At 41.1% G+C, this 20611-nt stretch carries 24 protein-coding genes; 5 read left to right on the top strand and 19 right to left on the bottom strand.

The window, feature by feature from the left end; all coding sequences use genetic code 11:
- Positions 1 to 46: 46 nt before the first annotated feature.
- Positions 47 to 526 carry a GyrI-like domain-containing protein gene (locus AMS66_RS02900; protein ID WP_053779366.1) on the bottom strand — a complete coding sequence of 160 codons (480 nt, stop codon included), beginning with the start codon at positions 524 to 526 and terminating at the stop codon, positions 47 to 49.
- Between the two features lie 108 nt (positions 527 to 634).
- On the opposite strand from AMS66_RS02900, the gene AMS66_RS02895 reads away from it, so the two are divergent.
- A complete protein-coding gene (locus AMS66_RS02895) occupies positions 635 to 1597 on the top strand; it encodes a helix-turn-helix transcriptional regulator (protein WP_053779365.1) in 963 nt (320 codons plus the stop codon).
- A 189-nt stretch (positions 1598 to 1786) separates the two neighbouring features.
- On the opposite strand, the gene AMS66_RS02890 is transcribed toward AMS66_RS02895, so the two are convergent.
- Positions 1787 to 2818 (bottom strand): ketopantoate reductase family protein, encoded by a 1032-nt coding sequence (locus AMS66_RS02890; RefSeq protein WP_053779364.1) that lies wholly within the window; start codon positions 2816 to 2818, stop codon positions 1787 to 1789.
- 45 nt (positions 2819 to 2863) lie between these two features.
- On the bottom strand, positions 2864 to 3607 hold the full coding sequence (locus tag AMS66_RS02885; protein WP_053779363.1) for an acetoacetate decarboxylase: 744 nt from the start codon (positions 3605 to 3607) through the stop codon (positions 2864 to 2866).
- A gap of 161 nt (positions 3608 to 3768) precedes the next feature.
- Between AMS66_RS02885 and AMS66_RS02880 the strand changes: the two genes are divergently transcribed.
- On the top strand, positions 3769 to 4653 hold the full coding sequence (locus AMS66_RS02880) for a LysR family transcriptional regulator (RefSeq protein WP_053779362.1): 885 nt from the start codon (positions 3769 to 3771) through the stop codon (positions 4651 to 4653).
- A 58-nt stretch (positions 4654 to 4711) separates the two neighbouring features.
- Here AMS66_RS02880 and AMS66_RS02875 read toward each other — a convergent pair whose 3' ends face one another.
- On the bottom strand, positions 4712 to 5227 hold the full coding sequence (locus AMS66_RS02875; RefSeq protein ID WP_053779361.1) for an AAA family ATPase: 516 nt from the start codon (positions 5225 to 5227) through the stop codon (positions 4712 to 4714).
- A gap of 81 nt (positions 5228 to 5308) precedes the next feature.
- Positions 5309 to 6220: a helix-turn-helix transcriptional regulator gene (locus tag AMS66_RS02870; protein WP_053779360.1), complete on the bottom strand. Its 912-nt coding sequence runs from the start codon at positions 6218 to 6220 to the stop codon at positions 5309 to 5311.
- Between the two features lie 109 nt (positions 6221 to 6329).
- On the opposite strand from AMS66_RS02870, the gene AMS66_RS02865 reads away from it, so the two are divergent.
- Complete coding sequence (locus tag AMS66_RS02865) at positions 6330 to 6794, top strand: VOC family protein (protein WP_053779359.1); 465 nt, start codon at positions 6330 to 6332, stop codon at positions 6792 to 6794.
- A 128-nt stretch (positions 6795 to 6922) separates the two neighbouring features.
- On the opposite strand, the gene AMS66_RS02860 is transcribed toward AMS66_RS02865, so the two are convergent.
- The 3 genes from AMS66_RS02860 to AMS66_RS02850 all read right to left on the bottom strand — a co-directional run bounded on the left by AMS66_RS02860 (position 6923) and on the right by AMS66_RS02850 (position 9260).
- Positions 6923 to 7891 carry a hypothetical protein gene (locus AMS66_RS02860; protein WP_053779358.1) on the bottom strand — a complete coding sequence of 323 codons (969 nt, stop codon included), beginning with the start codon at positions 7889 to 7891 and terminating at the stop codon, positions 6923 to 6925.
- A complete protein-coding gene (locus AMS66_RS02855) occupies positions 7888 to 8382 on the bottom strand; it encodes an RNA polymerase sigma factor (protein WP_053779357.1) in 495 nt (164 codons plus the stop codon). Before AMS66_RS02855 ends, AMS66_RS02860 begins: the two co-directional genes overlap by 4 nt.
- Before the next feature lie 260 nt (positions 8383 to 8642).
- A complete protein-coding gene (locus AMS66_RS02850; RefSeq protein ID WP_053779356.1) occupies positions 8643 to 9260 on the bottom strand; it encodes a histidine phosphatase family protein in 618 nt (205 codons plus the stop codon).
- Positions 9261 to 9367: 107 nt separating this feature from the next.
- On the opposite strand from AMS66_RS02850, the gene AMS66_RS02845 reads away from it, so the two are divergent.
- Positions 9368 to 10276 (top strand): LysR family transcriptional regulator, encoded by a 909-nt coding sequence (locus tag AMS66_RS02845; RefSeq protein ID WP_236703112.1) that lies wholly within the window; start codon positions 9368 to 9370, stop codon positions 10274 to 10276.
- Between the two features lie 162 nt (positions 10277 to 10438).
- On the opposite strand, the gene AMS66_RS02840 is transcribed toward AMS66_RS02845, so the two are convergent.
- From AMS66_RS02840 to AMS66_RS02820, 5 genes are all read right to left on the bottom strand, one after another.
- Positions 10439 to 10924: a small multi-drug export protein gene (locus AMS66_RS02840; RefSeq protein ID WP_053779355.1), complete on the bottom strand. Its 486-nt coding sequence runs from the start codon at positions 10922 to 10924 to the stop codon at positions 10439 to 10441.
- Positions 10925 to 11013: 89 nt separating this feature from the next.
- Positions 11014 to 11718 carry a CPBP family intramembrane glutamic endopeptidase gene (locus AMS66_RS02835; protein WP_053779354.1) on the bottom strand — a complete coding sequence of 235 codons (705 nt, stop codon included), beginning with the start codon at positions 11716 to 11718 and terminating at the stop codon, positions 11014 to 11016.
- 44 nt (positions 11719 to 11762) lie between these two features.
- The gene (locus AMS66_RS02830; RefSeq protein ID WP_053779353.1) at positions 11763 to 11972 is read right to left on the bottom strand and encodes a helix-turn-helix transcriptional regulator; all 210 of its coding nucleotides are present in this window, start codon (positions 11970 to 11972) and stop codon (positions 11763 to 11765) included.
- 4 nt (positions 11973 to 11976) lie between these two features.
- Positions 11977 to 12336: a DUF6442 family protein gene (locus AMS66_RS02825; RefSeq protein WP_144424393.1), complete on the bottom strand. Its 360-nt coding sequence runs from the start codon at positions 12334 to 12336 to the stop codon at positions 11977 to 11979.
- 332 nt (positions 12337 to 12668) lie between these two features.
- Complete coding sequence (locus AMS66_RS02820; RefSeq protein ID WP_053779351.1) at positions 12669 to 13349, bottom strand: TetR/AcrR family transcriptional regulator; 681 nt, start codon at positions 13347 to 13349, stop codon at positions 12669 to 12671.
- 169 nt (positions 13350 to 13518) lie between these two features.
- Here AMS66_RS02820 and AMS66_RS02815 point away from each other — a divergent pair, with 169 nt between their 5' ends.
- Positions 13519 to 14871 carry an MATE family efflux transporter gene (locus AMS66_RS02815; RefSeq protein WP_053779350.1) on the top strand — a complete coding sequence of 451 codons (1353 nt, stop codon included), beginning with the start codon at positions 13519 to 13521 and terminating at the stop codon, positions 14869 to 14871.
- Positions 14872 to 15086: 215 nt separating this feature from the next.
- Here the strand turns inward: AMS66_RS02815 and AMS66_RS02810 are convergent, their stop codons facing one another.
- The 6 genes from AMS66_RS02810 to AMS66_RS33375 all read right to left on the bottom strand — a co-directional run.
- The gene (locus tag AMS66_RS02810; RefSeq protein ID WP_053779349.1) at positions 15087 to 15908 is read right to left on the bottom strand and encodes a histidine phosphatase family protein; all 822 of its coding nucleotides are present in this window, start codon (positions 15906 to 15908) and stop codon (positions 15087 to 15089) included.
- 311 nt (positions 15909 to 16219) lie between these two features.
- On the bottom strand, positions 16220 to 17362 hold the full coding sequence (dnaN, locus tag AMS66_RS02805; protein ID WP_082350541.1) for a DNA polymerase III subunit beta: 1143 nt from the start codon (positions 17360 to 17362) through the stop codon (positions 16220 to 16222).
- A gap of 9 nt (positions 17363 to 17371) precedes the next feature.
- The gene (locus AMS66_RS02800) at positions 17372 to 17611 is read right to left on the bottom strand and encodes a ribbon-helix-helix domain-containing protein (RefSeq protein WP_053779347.1); all 240 of its coding nucleotides are present in this window, start codon (positions 17609 to 17611) and stop codon (positions 17372 to 17374) included.
- Positions 17612 to 18024: 413 nt separating this feature from the next.
- Positions 18025 to 18246, bottom strand: a complete 222-nt coding sequence (locus tag AMS66_RS02795) for a DUF896 domain-containing protein (RefSeq protein ID WP_053779346.1) — start codon at positions 18244 to 18246, stop codon at positions 18025 to 18027.
- 210 nt (positions 18247 to 18456) lie between these two features.
- Positions 18457 to 20088 (bottom strand): type 2 periplasmic-binding domain-containing protein, encoded by a 1632-nt coding sequence (locus AMS66_RS02790; protein ID WP_053779345.1) that lies wholly within the window; start codon positions 20086 to 20088, stop codon positions 18457 to 18459.
- Between the two features lie 76 nt (positions 20089 to 20164).
- Positions 20165 to 20611, bottom strand: a 447-nt coding sequence (locus tag AMS66_RS33375; protein ID WP_236703111.1) for a carbohydrate ABC transporter permease, incomplete at its 5' end; no start/stop codon positions are given.

Here is a 20611-nt window from a genome sequence, read left to right as displayed (position 1 = left end):
ATTTTTAAAATCAACGATATACGACATTCTGATCTCTCCTTCAAGTTTATTTCTTAACAACAGGAATCCATATTTCACCAAATAACAAGCGGTTTCGTTGCCCCATCTCAACCGTAGTATTTGGCCCACCGACATAAGCATAATTCGTTTCCGTTGGAAGGACTTGACCAAAAGCAACGCCAGTAAGGTTATTACTTAACTCATCAGATGTTGCCCCTTCCCCCTTAACGACCAGGTACTCACCTTTAGGGAATTGGATCACTCTAGTTGCTTCTGGCAGTGTTTCTTCTGTCATGACGCCAGCATAATGCATCATCTTATTATTCACCGCTTCGTTCACGGCAAAAATATAGTCATTTGTCGCTATTGCTTTTAAAGAGTCCAGACTTCCATCTTCTTTCACAGCCGACCAAAAATCAGCCTTTTCTTTGTTAATACCAGCATAGTCTGTGTAGTTGCTCTTAAGCTCAGTTCCAATACCCAAAACGATAAAGCTGTCTTTTTCTTCAAAATTATAATTACTCATTCGTAACACCATCCTCTTTTAAATTTATCAATGCATTTGTCTTTTCACTTGATGGGTTTATAATAACCTTAAATCATGTCAAATTATGATACTGTTTAGGAGGACCCGATGAAAAAAGTTGAACGGATTAATATCATCATGAGATATATTAACAACCGCGCTCACTTTACCATTTCTGAAATCATGCGGGAATTTAACATCTCTCGTTCGACCGCTATTCGAGATATCCGAGAAATTGAAGCTATGGGCATGCCACTTGTCGCTGAAGTTGGGAGGGATGGGGGTTATTTTGTTATGAACAACTCTGTCCTGCCCACGGTCCGCTTTACGGATAATGAAATTAAAGCTCTCTTCCTCGCCTTTATGGCAACCCGAAATCAACAACTCCCTTATCTAAAGAGCCGTCAGTCTTTAACCGAAAAGTTACTGGGCCTCATCTCCGAAAATCAGCAAGATGACCTTGTTCTTTTAAATCAAATATTGCTTTTTGAAGGGACCAACCCCCATAATCCCGACTTGCTTGATCTGTCAGACCTGCCCCACCCAATGTTGGAAAAACTCATCCAGCTTCTTCTAATAGAAAGCTCTTTGTTGGTTACCGTCCAAGAAGAAAGGGAAATAAAGTCGTATCCCATTTATCTTCTACAACTTTATCGCGAAAAAAGCCTATGGATTATTGAAGGCTTCGACTTAGAGGAAGAAAAGAGACGGATTTTATCTGTCGACAATCTCACCCATATTGAACCCTTTCCTACGAAGAAAAAGGTAAGTAAGAAAAAGATTTTAGAAAAATTAAGTAAGCAGGAAGAAATGATCAACCTTGTCCTTGAACTTGGCCCAAAGGCGATTGCACAGTTCAAGAAATATCATCCTTTAAAGCTTTCACTTTCTTATACGAACCCTTACCAAACAACAGCCGTTATAAAGACGTTTATCAACGTTCGTCATGCAGAAGAATTAACCGAAATAACCAATTGGTTGCTTTTCTTAGGTGGAGATATCCAGGTCAAGGAGATGCCAGAAGAAATTTTAGCAGGTGTACAAGAGAGATTAAGCTTATTTTGCCCTTAAGTAGTGGATAGTTAAAACCAAATAACTTTGAACTTAAATCATGCTTTTATTATCTGCTGTTTCTACTGAGATCTACTATGGGACATTATCCCAATTGCCCTAAGCTTTAAGGAAACGTTTAGCGTTAAAAAAACGCATTGAGGGATTATCTCCTCAACACGTTTTCTGGCGATCTACAAATCGCTTATATCATCTGTTATTGTTAAGCTCTTCAAAGAACTTAATATTAGTATCGAAATCAGGCACGGTTTGAGATTCTTCAGCTTGTTTCACTAATCTTACAACCATATCATTATAAGGTGTTGAGATTTGTTTGCCTGAAGCTGACCGTGGAACTACTCCATTGATATAATCAATTTCGGTCTGCCGTTGCTTTTCGAGATCCTGTAGCATACTTGCTTTTAACAGTCTGGAGGACTCCATGAGAACCCGAAGTGTTTTAATTCGTTCCGGGATATCCTTATCACTTAGTATTTCCAAAGATTCAATATCAAAGCCACCCATCGTGGCAAATTTCACACCATTTGCGTGTCCAACTTTGATTGTTTCATCGGCAATACGGACGGCACTTACAATACTAATATCATGATCAAGCACGACGCCATACTCCACGTTTAGTGCTGCAGATAGGCCGCTAAATGCATTGTTAATAAGTAATTTAGACCACTTCGTGCCAACCAGGTTATCGGAAATATGTGTTCCACCCACAAGGTCTAGTATAGATTTGATCTGTTGAATTCTTTCGGTTGTTTCACCATTTAATTCGCCAATTTGAAAAGCGTACTGCTTAAAGCGATTGAACTCTGTTGTAAGTCTTGATACTCCCGGTTCAATAAACGTAGCACCAAATTCAACAGATCCGGCAATCACCCGTTCTCGGCCAACAATGGAAGCCACCTTTTCTTCAGGGATACCGTTTTGCAAGGAAAGCACAACACTTTGGTCATCTAAATACGGCAACAGGTCTTGTAGAACGGACTCGTTATATAGCTGTTTAGTTAAAAGCAAGATTAAATCATATGTTCCTGACATGTCGTCAGGAGTAATGGCCTTCACCTTTGCCTGAAAATCCGTAGTGCCAGTAATTTGGGCCCCTGTCTGGTTTAATGCGTCAACATGTGCTTGATAGACATCGATCAACTCTACATCTTGTCCGCCGGCAGCAATATATGCACCAGCGATGGTTCCTAAGGAACCTGCTCCTAAAATTGCAATTCTCATATGGAATTCCCCTACCTTTTTCTTTTTGATTGCTTTTAATGACGTTTATTTTTCATCAGCTAAATAATCATATATAACTGTTGGAGAAGGCAGCGAAAGTTCTGTGATGATATGGGAAGCCGAAACAACCTCAAGTACAGGCAAATCTGCCATCGGCGCAAGAGCATGAGCGAATAGCTCCAGTCTTGCAGGACCTGACCAGGCACCTTGTATTTTAATATCCGTAATTTGGCTCCGTACCAATTCACAGATTCTTGGATATCCGTCATAACCGGGCATCTTTTTCAGCATATAATTTGGTTTAACAATCTCTTGTAGCGCCTCCGAATGATCAAGCGGAAAATGCTTATATCCCATGGTCGCAGTAGCCACTCTCAAAGAGCCATAATCCATAAGTCCAACCAATGTGTCGGAATCTACATACAAACTGGATTTGCCCATTTTTTTAGGATAGGCACCTATCTCCCTGCCTGATGCGATTGCAGGAAAACTGTCTACGTACATTGCGTGGAGATAGTCTCCTTCCTCCCCTTCAAAGTTAACAGGTATCACCTGACCACACTCTGTATAGGAACCAAGGCCTGTTACATCCGGCATTTTCATAATCTCAAATCTTACAAGCGGAGAAGTAACCTCCAATGGTTCCGGAACGATTTTTCTTAAGCGTTCCAGATCAGTTCTATATAAAATGTTCAGGTATTCGCGATTATAAAAACGATATGGCCCCAAAGGAAATGCCCCTGCATCCAGCGGAGTTGTAAATTGCTTAACCACTTCTTCCTTTCTCATCTGAAAGACACCTTCCGATCTCTAATTTCTTCATTCTGTTGTCTGATTTCTCTACCGAAATGATGATCACAAAATCCATTTTACATCTCAATTTACATTTAATCTAATACATGATAATATATAAACTCATTTATTATAATAAATATAAGAGGTGCACTATAGTGGAGCTGCTTCAGTTGAAATACTTTCAGACAGTCGCTTATACAGAACATATTTCTAAGGCTGCCGAACAATTAAATATTGCTCAGCCTTCTTTAAGCCTGACGATAAAGAGACTTGAGGATGAGTTGGGTACAACCTTATTTGATCGGAAAGGGAGAAATATACAATTGAATGCATCCGGAAAAATCCTCTTGAACCATGTCAACAGGATCTTCACCGAAATTGAAAATGCAAGAATGGAAATACAGACGAAGGATATGGCAATTGACCATACCATCAAAATATCGATTTCAAACCCCAGATTCCTATCTGGATTGATCAGCAGGTACATTACCCAGTGGCCGGATACAAATATACAACAAGGACTTGGAGCTAGAAATGACATCCTTGCAAGCTTAAAAAAAGGGGATATTGATTTGGGGATCGCAGGTCCACCTATAGCGGACGATGAGATTGAAAGTTGTGTCCTTATTAATGAAGATATCGTGCTAGTTTTACCATCCACTCACAAGTTTGCGACAAAATCTGAAATTCCGCTAAGCAAAGTGGCCCATGAATCTTTTATTTCCCTTGCTAATAATGAGGAATATAGCTTCTTTACAACCGAGCTTTGCAAAAAAGCAGGATTCACTCCTAAGAATATATTCGAGGTAGATTCTCATTTACTGGCGGAAATTATTAAGGTTAATCAGGGTATCGCGCTGCTCCCAATTTCGGTCTGTAGAAAATTGGATTTGATTTACGTCAGAATCGCGGATATTAATCCTACTTATCCAGTGGGACTATCTTGGGTGAAGGAAAGACATTTATCTTCTTCGGCAAGAAGTTTCCGGGACTTTATTATTGCATATTTTAATGATCATTACGCATTGTACAAAGTTTGAAAAACTACATATTCGGAGCATTCTGTGACTTTTTGCGACTTGAAATTAATCATTGGTTTCATCTAAAGTGTTGTAAAATTTCATTTACTGATTGCTCAGGGGACTGCTCCGAACTATCGAGCCAAAATCCGATTTGAGGCGTTACTTTCAAAAATTCCGAGTACAAATTCTCTACCGTAAAACCAGTGTACCCGATCTTTCCTCTTGATTTTTCACGCTCTTTTATTACCTCTACCTTCGGACACAGCACAACTAACTGAACCGGGTAATCCTTTAACTGGTCCATCATATAGACTAATTCCGCACCGTAGTAATTATCCTGCAAAACTACTGAAAAATCATTCTCATAATAGGTTTTTGCGGCATTTGCGGCTAACTGATAACGCAAATATAATTGACGGACTGCTTCATCCGACGGTTCAGCGGACATGTCTTCGCGGCCGGATACAATCATGCGACGGAATATATCACCACGCAGATGCACGGCTTTTCCCAGCTTGGAAGCCAGCAGCTCCGACACTGTTGACTTACCAGAAGCCATTACGCCTGTAATTAAGTAGATCGCTTTTTCCATAACTAAATACCTCCTTCTTATCATAAAAAGAGACCAGCCTATACAAAGAAGAAACATTCAACAGAATTAAGATATGGGTTCTTAGACATATTTATTTATCATGCCATTTAGAAACTCTCGAAATTCTTCAACATATGCTTTAGGTTCTATGATTTCCAAATCCGTCCCGAAACTAGCTAAAAACCGAAATCCAAAGTGGTTTTGTGGCATATCTATTTCGGCTATAAAGAGTTCAGAATTGTGAGCTTCAATTCGTTTTTGACCGTACCTTTCAATAAATTGATCTTTTATTCGATGTGAGATCAATACTTTAATTGTAACAAGTTTCGGTTGATAATATTGCTCTGTTTTCTGTTCAGTCATATAATCTCTAGCAACAAATGTTTTAATATCGATATTCAGATTATCCGTTCTGGACAATTTAAAAGTTCGATATTCCATTCGATCTAAACAAAACCCCTTCAAATACCAACTCATTTCACTAAAATGAAGCTGGTATGGCTCGACCCGTCTCTGCGACTTGACCCCACTTTGATCTATATAATCGAATGTTAGTAACCTTCCTTGCTCTATTGCTTCCTGACAGGTCTTTAAGATTTGGACAATTTCAGGACGACCATCCCAATTGTAAAAAGACAGTTGAATTGTACCTCCCGAAGTCGTTGAACCTATCATCGATTCAATCTTTTTAAGCGTTGATTCTACTTCGTTACTAAATAGAATTTTTCCTAATCCGCCCAGTGCAGTTAGTATATTTTCTAAATCTTTGCTACTTAAAAGTCGTTTGTCTATTTTGTATTCATCCATAATCCCGTATCCACCGTTCACTCCATTTATAGAATAAATGGGAATGTTAGATAATCCAAGTGTTTCCATATCACGTAGAATCGTTCTTTTGGATACATTGAATAATTTCGCAAATTCGGTGGCTGATACCACATTCTTTTGCAGCAAGATCATTATGATCGATATTAATCTTTCAATTTTGTTCATGATAGTCCTCTTTAGGTAAATAAATTTTGAACGCAGCTATAATAGGTGACAATATAGCTGTCACCTATTATAGCTTACACTTCATGTATTACAAAAAGGAGGTTTTATCATGTCAGTTATTGCATATTTAAATTTTGATGGGAACACTGAGCAAGTCATCGCGTTTTATTCAGAAGCTTTAAACGCAAGTGAGGTAAAAAAAGTGAAATTCAAGGATTTTTCACAAGATCCAAACTACCCTTTGCCAGAAAATGAGTTGAATATGATTATGGAGTCATCGTTAGAATTCGCTGGTGGGAAAATAATGATGTCGGATCTTCTTCCTTCGATGAAGAATGTAACGGGTGAGCTGGTTAAAGGCAACAATGTAATCATTAGTATCATTATTGATGATAAACAGGCAATGGAAAATTACTTTTCTAATTTGTCTGTAGGTGGCTATGTGATCATGCCTTTATCAGAAATGCCTTGGTCTTCCTGCTTCGGAATGTTGGTGGATAAATTTGGTATCGTTTGGAAATTAAATAGCGACGCTGATACATTCCTGGATAGAGTAATTTCTAACCAACAGTAATTCAATTCGAAGTCCACGTACTGCTCCAACTTGAGCAATACGTGGGCTTTTTGTTATCTTAATTTTATCCGAGTCAGCATGAAGTCAGTTCCCTAATCCTGAATGTTCATCTTCTCGCTGGTTTCGCCTTATTCACCCAGGTTGTTCCAGAATGCTTGGAAGGCACCTTTCTCGATTTCGAAGAATACCGGTACATTGCCGTAACGCACCAGACCTTCCCCAAACAGGACTAATTGGACCTGCGTCTTATCTTCGAGCGTCAGGTAGATGATCTTACGATCTTCCTGCCCGTAAAGGCGATCCTCCAGTTCAGGGCTAGTTGCTACCGGTTTGGCAGCATAAAGCGCTGAGATAAAACTGTTCAGCGATTTGTCCGCTCCGAGCGGCTGCAGCTGCTGCAAGCCGTTGTTCCAGCTGGCGAAGGTCTCCCACTGCGCCGAAGTGACGTTGCCTTCGAGGTGAAGCTTGCCGATCAGGTCTTCGCCGCTGCCGATAGTGATGCCGTTGCTCTGGTCAAACAGTTGGGCATACACCTGACCATCGATCTCGGTGTAAGACATGATGCGGAAATTCGTGTCGTAGCCGTTGACCGCATAGATGTCCGCTTCTCCAATGTTGGAGGCCAGCTCCGTGTACTCACCCTTGTCGCTCAGCTCATGAATGCCGCCGGTCGTAGTACCCAGCTTCTCGCCTCGCAGGGCAAGCGCATCCGTACCGTCAAGTGATGTAGCAGACTGTGTATAGACATTGCCCTGATAGACCACCAGTTGAAGCATATCGGCTTTCACGCCATTCTTCGAATCAGGCAGCTCCATCTTCGGAATCACCACCGGGTCAAATGACGCGCCTGGAGTGACCTGTGCCACCTGTGTCGCTGTTTCAGCTGGTCCGTTCATTTGCTGCCATACGCTTGGTGCTGCGAGCCCAATACTGGCGGCAATGACGACGCTTGCTGCAATATAAAGAGGTTTCCGCTGGCGTTTTTGCTCATGACGTTGTGTGTTCAGAGTTTGCTCTATCCGTTTTTTCATTTGGTCGTTTGTTTTCATATGATCCACCGCTTTCTTATAGTTTCGTTTGAATTGTTCCTCGTTCATTGGGGTTCTTCTCCTTCCAGCTCCAGTTTTAACAGCTGTCTTCCCCGCTTCAATCGCATCTTCACCGCAGACTCGCTGATCTGCAGGATCTCGCCGATTTCCCGGATCGGATAATCTTCGTAATAGTACAAATGAACCACCGATCTATACTTGACGGGCAGTGAAAGTACAAGTTCGATCAACGCCTGATCTTCAGGGTCGTCTGTCGTATGGGAATCTGCTCCCTCCAGCTTGACCTCCCGTTTGCGCCAGCCTCTGCCTAATAAGGATTTACAATGATTGGTGATGACCCTGATCAACCATGCTTTCTGATGCTCTGCATCGTTGAACGTAGGGGCTTTTTCCATTAACTTGATGAAGGTATCCTGAGTGGCTTCCTCCGCGTCCTCTCGCCTGCCGAGGTGCACCATGGCAATCCGGAACAGCGTATCCGCGTAAGTCTCATAGACTTTCATCACATGATCTCCCAGTTGGGGCACTGATCGCTGCATGGTTGTTCTGCCCTCCTTTATATCTCTAACACTCTCAAGGACGGCATTTGGTCACATTTTGTTGTAAATTTAATATTTAGATATTTTATCTATCCAGGGTTCGAACCAACTTTTTGCTCTCGATACGGTACATGGATTTGTACGATAAAACAAAAAAAGCCGCTACAATAGCGACTTTCGATGGGATCATGAGTACCAACGACCAGTTGGCCGACTGAATTATTCGACCCGTATGCGTAAAGATTACCGCCGGCAAGTACTTAGTAGTGAGAGACGTCCCCGTATAGCTCAATGGATGGATGAGAATTACGAAAAGCAATTTTGCTTAAGCTCGCTGAAGGAACATCCGGCAAATCTCCCATGTCACTCAACTGCATGCCGGAATAATGGTTCATTAACGTTTTTAGGGTCATACGGTGGCTTACGACCAGAACGACTTTCCCCTCACATTCTAGTAAAATTCTTTCCACAGCCATTACCGCCCGATTTAACAGCTCCGAATAGGTCTCTCCCTGTCCTGTTGGACGGTATATATGAGGTTTATTAAAAAAATGTTCCCACTCAACGGTATGCTCATTCTGTATTGTTGGTACGCTTTGTCCTTCCCACAGTCCCATATGAATTTCCTTTAGTTCATCTAACTTAATGATGCTTTCGGAGGAGCTTTCACAAATGATCTGGGCCGTTGTCAACGCTCTCGGACTTGGACTCGAATAAATCGCATCAAATGTGATCGTCTGTAAGCGGTCATGTAATCGGGAAGCCTGCCGTCTGCCTTCAGGCGTTAACGGTGAGTCCATATGCCCCTGCATCTTCTGTTCCAAGTTCCAATGAGTCTGGCCGTGTCTTACGAAATAAATGGTGGTGGTGCTTGTCATGTTGTTGCCTCCTTTTTTTGTGTAATTGAATTATAGGTTTACGATGTATAAAATAAAAATATAAGTTTTATATTATATATCAATAAAATATATAGAAGGTGATTGGATTGACTATCAATCTGCATGCATTAATGCTGTTCTATAACGTTGCTCTAACCGGTAGCGTTACTGAGGCATCGAAAAGGCTGAATATAAGCCAACCTGCCATCTCTGCCCAAATTCGGAATTTTGAAAAGCAATACAACATCATTTTATTTGAGAAAAAAGGACGGAATTTGGTTCTGACCTCTTTGGGAGAAAAAATGTTAAAACCCACTGAGAAACTGTTTCTTATCGAAGAGCAAATCGAAACGATGATTGAAGATTATCATAAACATCCGCAGGGAAAACTGCGGATCTCTGGAAACTACTTGGCGACCAGCTTTCTAATCCCCAAGTGGGCTTCCTTATTCAAACAAAGGTATCCGGAAGTAGAAGTGGAAATTACGACAGTGAATTCACAAGCCGCACTTGAAAGATTGACAAACTACGAGTCGGATATCGCGATCTTTGGAAATAACGAAGTTACCAATCCAAACAAACAACAACTTCATTTTATGGAATTATATCAAGATGAATATAAATTTGTGGTTGCGTCGAACCACAAATATGCCAACAGACAAATTTCTCTGGAAGACATGGTGAGAGAGCCGTTTATAATGCGGGAGGAAGGTAGTATGACCCGAAAGAGACTCCTTGAGGTGTGCAGCGTTCAGGATGTCAGTCAGCCCAAGATCGAATTGCAATTTAACGGAATTAATGAAATCATCCAGGCTGTGGTCGCCGGATATGGCGTCAGTTTTGTATCTTCTCTAGTAGCCAGTCCATTTATCCAACGAGGAGAATTAGCTATAGTGGATGTAATTGATGTGCGTTTTACCAACAATATCGTGCTATGCTCACATGATAGAGATGTTGTGGAGGGATTCATTCGGGATTTTATTTCAATCGCAAAAACAGTTAGAGACGCACTGTAAGCGAATTCGAACGATACTATGTTGTTCTCGTCCAATCCGACTGATTATCTGTATAGTATTAAAGCGGTATCACCTTGAACTGAATAGACATATAAAATAGCTGTCGAGCACTTTCTCGACAGCCTGAGCTTGCGCTTGCACAAACATTTTCCTAAGCGAATTTTAGCGCAAACGGCTTACAACATCAACACCCACGGCGGCTAGAACACCTACGGCGATCGTCCAGACCAAGACACCGATCGTCATCCACAATGTTACATAACGCCTAGATGCTCCCGATATGAGTGAAATAAATGCCCCAACATGATGGCCGAATACGAGAGGCCCGATCAGCGCGACACCAGGCACGCCGTATTTGTTGAATAACTTGCGAGCGAGTTCCATTCTCTTGTTCGAACGCCCGTCCCTCTGTTTAGCATTTCGGCGATGACGCAGCTTATCATACAATACAATAATCGCCATGATAGACAGCCAGTTTCCAACCGATGCGGCTACTATCGTCGGAACGGCCGGAATGCCGACAATAATCCCGACTGAGGCTGCAATATAGCCTTCCAGAAAAGGCACAAGTGAGACCAGAAACACAGCCCCTAATTGAATAATAATATTCGCTTCCTTTACACCTTCTAATAGGCTTCCAATATCCATCTTCCAACCTCCGGGCGCTGCCAATATAACAGCATATAATTTAATATCATCCTTCGTTCCACCACTAGTTCTATATCACGTTTTTCAAATCAAAGCATTGAGGCTATCAAAACAGAAAGTATTGTACCTAAGGCATTATTCACCATATGCACAACCACCCCCGGCCAAATAGACTTGGTTCGATAAAACAAGTAAGCTGTAGCCACACCCGTAATAAATGCTATAGGCGTAATCTCGTTTAGACCATGCGCTACTGTAAAGACAAGAGCACTTACAAAAATGCATATCCAAGGTTGATACCTAAGCAAGGCACTCGTAAGAACGCCTCGAAAAGCCAGTTCTTCACCAATTGGTGTCGCGACAGCGATTAATATGATCTGGATGATAAAGGAAAGAACTCCGCCTGTTGCAGCTGTGCTATAGGATTCCTGAATATTAGTAAACTGGAACCCAAGCATCAAGTAGAGTATTGAAGAAATTTTTGCGAGTGCGAATACACCTACCCCAACCCCCACACCGATCAGCAGCCATCGCCCGGATACGCGAATTAAGCCGAAGGAAGCATTTGTCCGAATTCGAAGGAAGTATGCTCCCAAGAACGCACATACGGCAGCGAATGCGGATAGTGCCGACAAACTTAATCCAAAAAATACAGTATCCTCCGGTATAAACGCACTGATAATTTGTACCATGACCAAAACGACTACAACATATATAACAAAACACACTACAATTTCAGGCCAACCTGGGCGACGCAGTTGATTCATTTCTTCATGCATTTTTACTTCAGTCATCTTCAATCACCCTTATACTGGATATTAAATTCCATTTTTCAGATTCAATCAAAATAAAATAGGTCTTCAAACTTCTTGTCCAAAGCAATACAAAGAATCAAGGCCAGTTTTGCTGTTGGATTAAATTGGCCTGTTTCAATGGAACTAATGGTATTCCGAGAAACGCCGACTAATTTTGCGAGCTGTGCCTGTGATAAATTTTGTTCAGTCCTTACTTTTTTCAAATGATTTCTCAGGATCAATTCATCTTCCATTGGATCACCCTATATAAGTTGTTATCAATTTATAAATATGGACAACCGATAAAATCAGCGTTGCAAGTGTATAAATAATTGAAAGCATAATATCGCGTCTAAGTTTCATTCGGATTGCTTTGACGATGAAGCCAGCGGCGGAAATAGAAAAAATGATGGCATATAAGCCAAAATCCATACCATCTCCAATCAGACTTTGTGTTACAAAAAAGATGGTGGCTATTATGATCGCCGTAATAGAACCAACATTTCCCGCATTTATCTGAACTTCCATTTTAAATAAATCCTTATTCTTGTTTTCTTTTCTGCTTTTCGACAAAATTTCATCTTTATTAATACGAATCCCTCCCAACCTGTTTGCCAAGTAAACTTGTCATGTTATTAATATATATTTGCCAAGTTTACTTGTCAAGATTTCATAAAAAATTTGGGTGTCGTTATAACTAAATGGAGGTGTATCTATCCGAGATATAGCTTACAGTACTTACTTGTCGTTAGATGATTGATGGTTGCGGTCCTACAAAAAATGCCCCCTCAAAGTTAGATGTCATCTAACTTTGAGGGGGCAGCGGAAGATACTTAAGCAATTACGTTCATGCTTAGAAGAAAGACCCTGTGTGCTAATCCTCATATCACAACGATAAGCCTCATCAAAAACCGCTCATCCGATAACCGGATGAGCGGTTTTTTTACATTCTAATTCTCTTGTTCCTTTATCACCTGTTCAATTCCCGACAAAATCAGCTTCAAGCCAAACTCAAACGCTCCGTCTGTCCCCATCATCTCAAACAGCCCCCCCTTGTGCATTCTCCGGAACAGTCCTGCTTCCGTCTCGCTCATGGAGTCCAGGAGCTGGATCATCTCCCCGCCCGGAAGCTCTCCCTGGTTCTTAAGCATAACGGAGATCGTACGCTGGTGCTCATAATTATCCAGAACGAAGTAGAAAACATAGTTCACAAGCGTAAGAACGCCCTGCAATTTCTGCTCTTGCTCAAGTGGCGTCGATTCCATGCAAAGAAGCATACGGTTGGTGAAGCGAATCATGTCCGGCTCATGGGGCAGTGTCTGCATCATAAGCTGCGTGGAGCAGGGATACCGGCAGAGTACACTCCGTATCGATATCGCAAGGCCCTCCATTTGCACCTTCCAGTCCCCGTCGGATTGGAATTCGTTCAGGATCATTTTCGATATCTGGTTGGCCAGATGCTGGTAGAGATGCTGCTTGCTCTTAAAGTACCAGTACAGAGAAGGAGCTTGAATACCCAGCCGATCGGCCAATCGCCTCATACTGAATTTCTCAATACCTTCATCCCCAAGAAGCTCCCAAGAGGTTTCCAAAATCTTATCCTCCGAAATCTGAGGCTGTTGTTTTTTCATCAGTATCCGCCCTTTTATCTAACAGTGTAAGATTATGCTTTACAGGTTCATAAGTTCATGATAACATCTAACACTGTAAGGCACAAACTAACACTGTTAGATTGGAAATTGGAATATCGTTAGAATTCCAGGTCATTTCAAAAAATAAATGAAGAAAGTAGTGAACCATATGGATGCAGAAAACCTCCATTATTTTGAAAAAGCACCGATCGCAAAAGCCGTAGCTCACTTCGCTGTACCAATGATGTTAGGCACGTCGATGAGTGTCATCTATTCTATCCTGAATGCGTATTTCCTTGGTACACTGGGCAATACTGCCATGTTAACCGCACTCGCTCTAACCTTGCCGTTATTCGCAGTGATCATGGCGCTCGGTAACTTGATTGGTATGGGTAGCGGTACATTCATCTCCCGTTTGCTAGGAGAAAAAAGATATGATGATCTAAAACATGTTTCTTCATTCGCCTTTTACAGCAGTTTAGTTCTTGGTCTTATCGTAATGGCCATTGGCCTCCCGCTGATAGACCCAATTGTTCATAGCCTGGGAGCAACGCCTGAATCCTTCGGATTTACAAAAGACTATGTCACGATTATGCTTATCGGTTCACCATTCGTCATATTATTCTTCACGCTGGAGAATATCGTGCGCTCGGAGGGTGCAGCAATCACATCCATGATCGGTATGATTCTCAGTGTGATTGTAAATATTATTCTTGATGCGATAGTCATCTTCATCTTCCATTGGGGTGTAATCGGTGTTGCGTCTGCTACGGTCATTTCTAACTTGGTTGCCAGTATATTTTACGCATTCCATATGGGATATAAGAGCCAATTTTTGACCGTCTCGGTAAAATGGTTCAAGGCTTCCAAAGACATTCTGAGTAATGTATTCAAAATCGGAGTTCCCGTCTTTGTAATGAGTGTCTTCTTGGGTGCAATGTCGCTCATTTTGAACCATTTTCTTGTCGAATATGGGGATCAGGCCATAGCGGGGTACGGAATTTCATCCCGTTTGTTGCAATTTCCTGAGTTTATTCTGATGGGCTTATGCGAGGGAGTCGTTCCGTTGATTGCTTTCTCTTTTACAGCGAATAAATTACGCATGAAGCATACCATTGGATTTACGATCAAAGCGATTGTAGCGTTAGCTGTTGTGTTCGGCGTTATCGTCTATTTGATTTCCGATCACTTAATTGGTTTATTTACGAATGACCCGCAATTAATTGAAATGGGTAGTTACATTCTGCATGTCACGTTCTTATCCTTATTTATTACAGGGATGACCTCGTTGTTTGTGGGGATTTTCCAAGCAACAGCGCAAGGTACCGCCGCCTTCATTATGTCAGTCATTCAAGGAATTACTCTAATTCCTGTGCTCTATATCGCCAACCGACTAAATGGCTTCCACGGGGTGGTATGGTCCCTCGTCATTGCGGATGTCGTCGCGTTCCTTGTTGGAGCCATCATGCTGTATATTCTTCGTAACAAATTGCAGCCAGATTTAGAGAATCTAGTGCATTAGAAAATATATAATATAACACGCAAGCTCGCAGAGTGTACTTTAGAGGGCTATGTACAGGTATATCCTTCCGATATTTTATCCACTAAATTATATGGAAATTAAATATAATAAAATTTTTTCATATAATCACAATAACAAAACGTCCAATTTCTTTCTGAAAGAAATTGGACGTTTTCTAAATTAGATGTCGATTCAAGATCGCTGCTACTACTTAACTATTTTGATTTTCCTTCTTCTACATACTTCAATTCATTCACTTCTAATACGTTCCAATCTTTTCCGTCGTACTCAAACTTCGTTACACTGCCATTAGCAAAACCTCCGGCTGGCACTTTATTAACATCAATTTGAGCGAGAATTGTTCCCATAGTTATTCCATGTGATACCACTAATACATCCCCACCACCATTATGATAGGCCTCATCTGCAATTGATTTAAATTCGCTGAAAGCCCTCTCGTTTAATTCCTCATAACTTTCCGCTTCTTCAGAAGGATCAATTTCTGAAACTGCATTCATTATCTTTTCGATAATATTGCCACCGCTAGCTAAAAGTTCTTCTTGATTCTCGAAACCCAAGTGATTAGCAGCATCTCCCCACATAACTTCATTCTTTTCTCCTTCATAACTTCCAAAATACCCTTCACGAATTCCTTGTTTTTGAATTAACTCTAAGTTTTTTGCATTTTGATTTTCAGCTAGTATCAAGTTTGCTGTTTGTATTGCTCTACCACTGTCACTTGAATAAGCAGCAGTAAATGGTATTTCACTCAGTCCTTTCCCTACATTTTTAATTAACTCTTCACCTTCAGGAATAAGTGGGCCGTCAGCCCAACCTTGAGCCCGGTCAGTATTGTTTAAAATGGTTTTACCATGACGAACAAGATAAATCGTCACTTTCCCTGGTTCTTTTTGCTTTTCTGCTACTTGATTATCCTCATCGGAATTTCCACTTGCATTTTGATTTGGACTAACACAAGCTGTTAAATTGAACACCATCATACTCATTAATAAGACAAAAATAAGATTCTTTTTCATGCTCTTACCCCCAATTTATGATTTTTATATTTATTATGAAGACTTCAAAATTACAGAAGCCGCTCACAATCTCAACAAAAAAACCTGATCCAATAAAGCACAAATAAAATCGGTGCGCTTCATATTAGATCAGGTTATGCCCTATTGAGGTAACATCCCTGTTAAAAGTATAAGATTATAGTTATGAAATTATCATGCTATTCAACAAATGTCAACGCTTTCATTTTCTTTTCTTCATGCCGATGAACACTTTCTATTAGACCAAGCCGTCTTTAAATAATTGCTTAAATAATATTTTAACATCTAAATGATTACCCTCTCATAACAGGATTCAACAAGAACAGCCATGTGTTATCTTCCAAAGCCGGAATCAAAACAAGGGGACTTTTTTTACCAGCATAGCGTATTCGGATGCTATCTGATTCAATACTCCGTAACGTACTTAGAAGATACTTTCCATTAATCGTAATGCTAAAATTCGCTCCGTTCTTATCTTCCAAAAGAAGCTCATCTCTTACGTCACCAATTTCGGCCGTACTTGATCTAAGCTCCAACTTCTTCTCTGAAACATGAATCGTAATTAAATGATAATCAGCCAACACAAATACGCGGTCAATCACTTGTCTAAATGATTTGATATTCAGGATAATCTCGGAGACATGAGTAGTTGGAACAAGATTTCTGGTTGATGGGTATACACCCTCGATTAACACTGATTCAATAATCTGATTTTGTGCTATAAACCTGATTTCATGATGGTTAAGTTGTATAGTTACCATTGCTTGTTCGTCATCATCCAGCAGCCTGACTATCTCCATTAAGTTAATACCAGGAATCACAACATTTCCCGAGAATCCCCTTCCGTTCTCAATCCAGATAGACCGTTTAGCCATTCGTATAACCCCGTCTGTAGCTATCATAGTAAGCAGGCTTTCTTGAACCTCCAGCAATACTCCTGTCAAAATCGGTTTAGCCTCGGATGTTGAAACTGCCCCCACTACCTGTTTAATCATAGACTTTAATGAGTTGGAAGATACATCTATGCTATTTCCTGAGTGTTGATGATATTGTGGTGTTGTGATAAATGGGGAGTCAATAGATGACAATCCGCTCAGACTAACGCGCGTGTTCCCAGAAATAATACTTAGTATAAGTTGCTCATTTACCTCCAAGACTACATTTCCATCATTCAATTTACGAATGATTTCATATAGATACTTGGCTGGACAGACAATGCTTCCCTCCCTAAAAATATGAATCATGCTATCAGTAACACAAGCCCTATATTGAACCGTTAGACTTGCGTTACTACCTCTAAAAACGACCTCTTCATTTCCTGCATATATGTATAGCCCGGACAATATACCCTGACTATTATTCGATAAAGCCTTAAAGACATGTTGAATAGACTTAGCAAGTAAATCTCTCGATAAGTGCACTAACAACTTATTCACCTGCCTTTCTTAATTAGCTTCGTAATAAGATTCAATCAAATTCCTTAAAAATGCAGACCGAGAGATCTCTAAATCTTTACACTCACGATCAACTTCTTCCCAGAGATCTTCAGTTAAAGTCAAGGAAACCTTCTTTGTCACACCAATTCCCTTTCTTCCTGCACCCTCACGCGGCCCTCCTCGTGTAAAAACGAAACCGAGCTGTCCGTCTTTCTTAGAAAGACCAATCTTAATTTGTTTGTCTTCCATCTTATATCAACTCCATTGAATTAGGTTACTTGAATCAATTATACATACTCACATTTTATCACATATATCTGTATCCTTCCAGTGAGTGAATACTCATTGACCGGAATTCGGAATTCGTTCTAAGTTCTTGTCCTGTAATGAGACGAGAACTTAGAACGTTAAAATAAAAAAAAGCCGCTAAATTAGCGACTTCAATAAGGCCGTTTTTTCCCACCGAAAAACAAACCGTTAAGCACTTTTATTCAATTACGCTGCAATCAGCCAGAACTTCCGGTTCTGAATTTATTAATATCATTTATGAAGTTTATGAGAAGAACCCCACGTTATCAACTAGAAAAAAAAGTGTATTTATACAATCCATTCTGTCAATGAATAATCGTAGGCTTTTCGTTTTTCGAACAAGCTAATCTTTCCTATAAACCGATTCCCTTTTCATTTCGTACTTTGTCTGGTGTTACATCATTTCCATGTGGATCGAGTATTGTAAGCGCTGAAAAAGTGTTTAGAACCTGCCCTCGAATTTCCCGTAAATAGTCTTCTCGTAATACTTGTTGTTCAACTCGTTCCGCATTTGTCAAACCCTCTTCACGCTGTTTTTTCGCCAATTGATTAATGCGATCTAAACTTTTAATCATTCTGTTCCTCTCCTTTAGTACAATTAATCTTACTGGTAGTCTAGCACTGAAATGCATACGTTGCACCTATTTATTAGATAATGCCGAGAAATATGGCACCACTCTCTCCTCTAATTTTTGACTCACATTTATTTAATTTCCTTGTCACCACATAAATATGCAAAAGCAACAAGAGAACTGTCATATTCGACAGTCCCCTTCTCCTAACTACTAGTTGCCTTGAAGCTCCTCATGCCATTCCTGTTTGAGTTCACTCCAATGTGCTCGTTTTTCCAGTGCAGCCTGGAAATCACTCCAAGCCTGTTCAAATTGTGAATCATCCTTCGCCATAATCAGCTTGGCTTTATACTCTTTTCGCACATTATCAAGTTCAGGCAAATATTTCTCCCATAAACCACCCGGTTTGGCCTTCACCATATCGTAGTTTTGAGCAACCCTGGTTCCACCCATTTTGCCAATCTTTTCGGTGAATTCAATCGTTTTGAATCTTCCTTTCGGATCAGTAACTCCATAATTCCACCATGGATACCAGTCATTACTATAGGAAGAAGCCGCGTAAAGCTCTGGTGTCGTGCTTGCCTTCTTCGCTTGATCTCCGGAGTCATGCAAGGCCTTATAATTCACATCCGAGTACACCCATTTTCCCAATGGTTTATCCACCCAATCCCAGAACACTCCTGGTGGACCTTCATTCACGACCTGCTGCTGTTCGGGCTTGGGCTGTAGTGTGTAATCGAAGAAAGCAAGAATGGAGTCGAGATTTTTTGTGTTTTTATTGATAAATACGTCATTGGCAGGATAAGGATTGATGATCTGATTAGCGCCAATCTCACTAACGTTATCCACTTTCGGATAGGAAATGACATCATAGTACCATGCCGGGTCGGTTGGTCCATCAAGTACCTCCCACAACTGGGCGTCCATATTAAAGAACCCTCCTGCATTCATTGCTACACGTCCCGCTTTGTTTTTCTCCTTGTAACGCTCCTTCTTGTCTGTAATCGCTTCGTGATCCAGAAGCCCTTCTCGGAACATGTTGTTCATCCATTGGTAAGCTGCTTTATATTGTGGATTATCATAGATAAACTGATAGTCATCACCTTGCTTCTCCACTGGAATGACGCCGCCAGCCGTACTGACCGTAACTCCAAATGTACTCAGGATGACATTTTCATCGCCTGCATCAGAGAGAAAACTAAGGGGAATCAAAAGTTTCCCGTTTGCATCCTTTTGCTTTGCCGCCAATCCCAAAAACTTCTCTATACCGTCCAACGATTTCAGATCGTCTATTGTCATGCCGGTTTTCTCCAGCACATCTGTACGGACAAACCAGCCGTACGAAGCCCAACCGGGCCAAGGATCATCGGGATTTTGATCAAACCATGTCGGAATGGAATAGATATGTCCGTCTGGAGCTTTCATCTGATCCAGATAGATTTTCGGAATGGAGGCCAACCCCGGATATTTATCCGGCATATCAAAGTATTGCTCCAGCGGAAGAACGGTGCCCGAACGCGTCATCGCAGTGGTGACGACATCACTGCGTGAGAACAAGGCGGCATCATCAAAGCCACCAGTATTCAATTTCAGGTTAAGCTCTGTCATTACGTCGCCCTGCGTAGCCTCCAGCCGAACGTCTATGCCTGGTTCCTTTTCTTTCCAATACGTTTGGACCATACTTTGATTATTAATTGTTGCGTTCCATCCCAGCCATAGTTTAAAAGAATCTGCAGAACTGCCGCCACTCTCCGTGCTGCTGCTTGAGCATGCCGTTATCCCAAACATCAGTAGAGCCATCGATAATAGAGCCAGCTTTCTTCTCTTCTGTTGACGTAAACTCATCACATGCGTCCCCCTCGGTCATTATGAAATTGTATAGGATTAGAAAACCCATTCTGTTGCTTCATTTTTCATTGGGTTATCCTTTTACTGAGCCGATAAGCACACCTTTTACAAAATACTTTTGCAGGAATGGGTACACACACAGGATCGGAAGCGCGCTTACCATGACTGTCGCCATTTTGATGGACATAAGTGTAACGTTAGAGAGCATGGTACCTCGGGCCAGAGCTTCCTGATTATTGTTGGATCCGAGGACAGTCGAAATATCCTGGGCAGACAGCAGCTGTTGCAAAAACGTTTGAACCGGAATCAGACTCTGATCTGAGACATAAAATGCGCCAGAAAACCAGTCATTCCAGTGCCCCACTGCAGTAAAAAGACCAATGGCTGCAAGCATGGGTTTCGAAAGCGGCATAATAATGACGAAGAGAATGCGGACAGGATTCGCCCCATCGATCTCAGCCGATTCGATCAGTGCTTCCGGAATACCCTGGATGAATTTCATCATCACAAACATATTCCA

The sequence above is a fragment of the Paenibacillus xylanivorans genome, from assembly GCF_001280595.1.
In the GTDB taxonomy this organism is placed as follows: domain Bacteria; phylum Bacillota; class Bacilli; order Paenibacillales; family Paenibacillaceae; genus Paenibacillus; species Paenibacillus xylanivorans.
The sequence above is the reverse complement of the archived record's forward strand: the minus strand, read 5'-3'. Positions and strand labels throughout refer to the sequence as shown.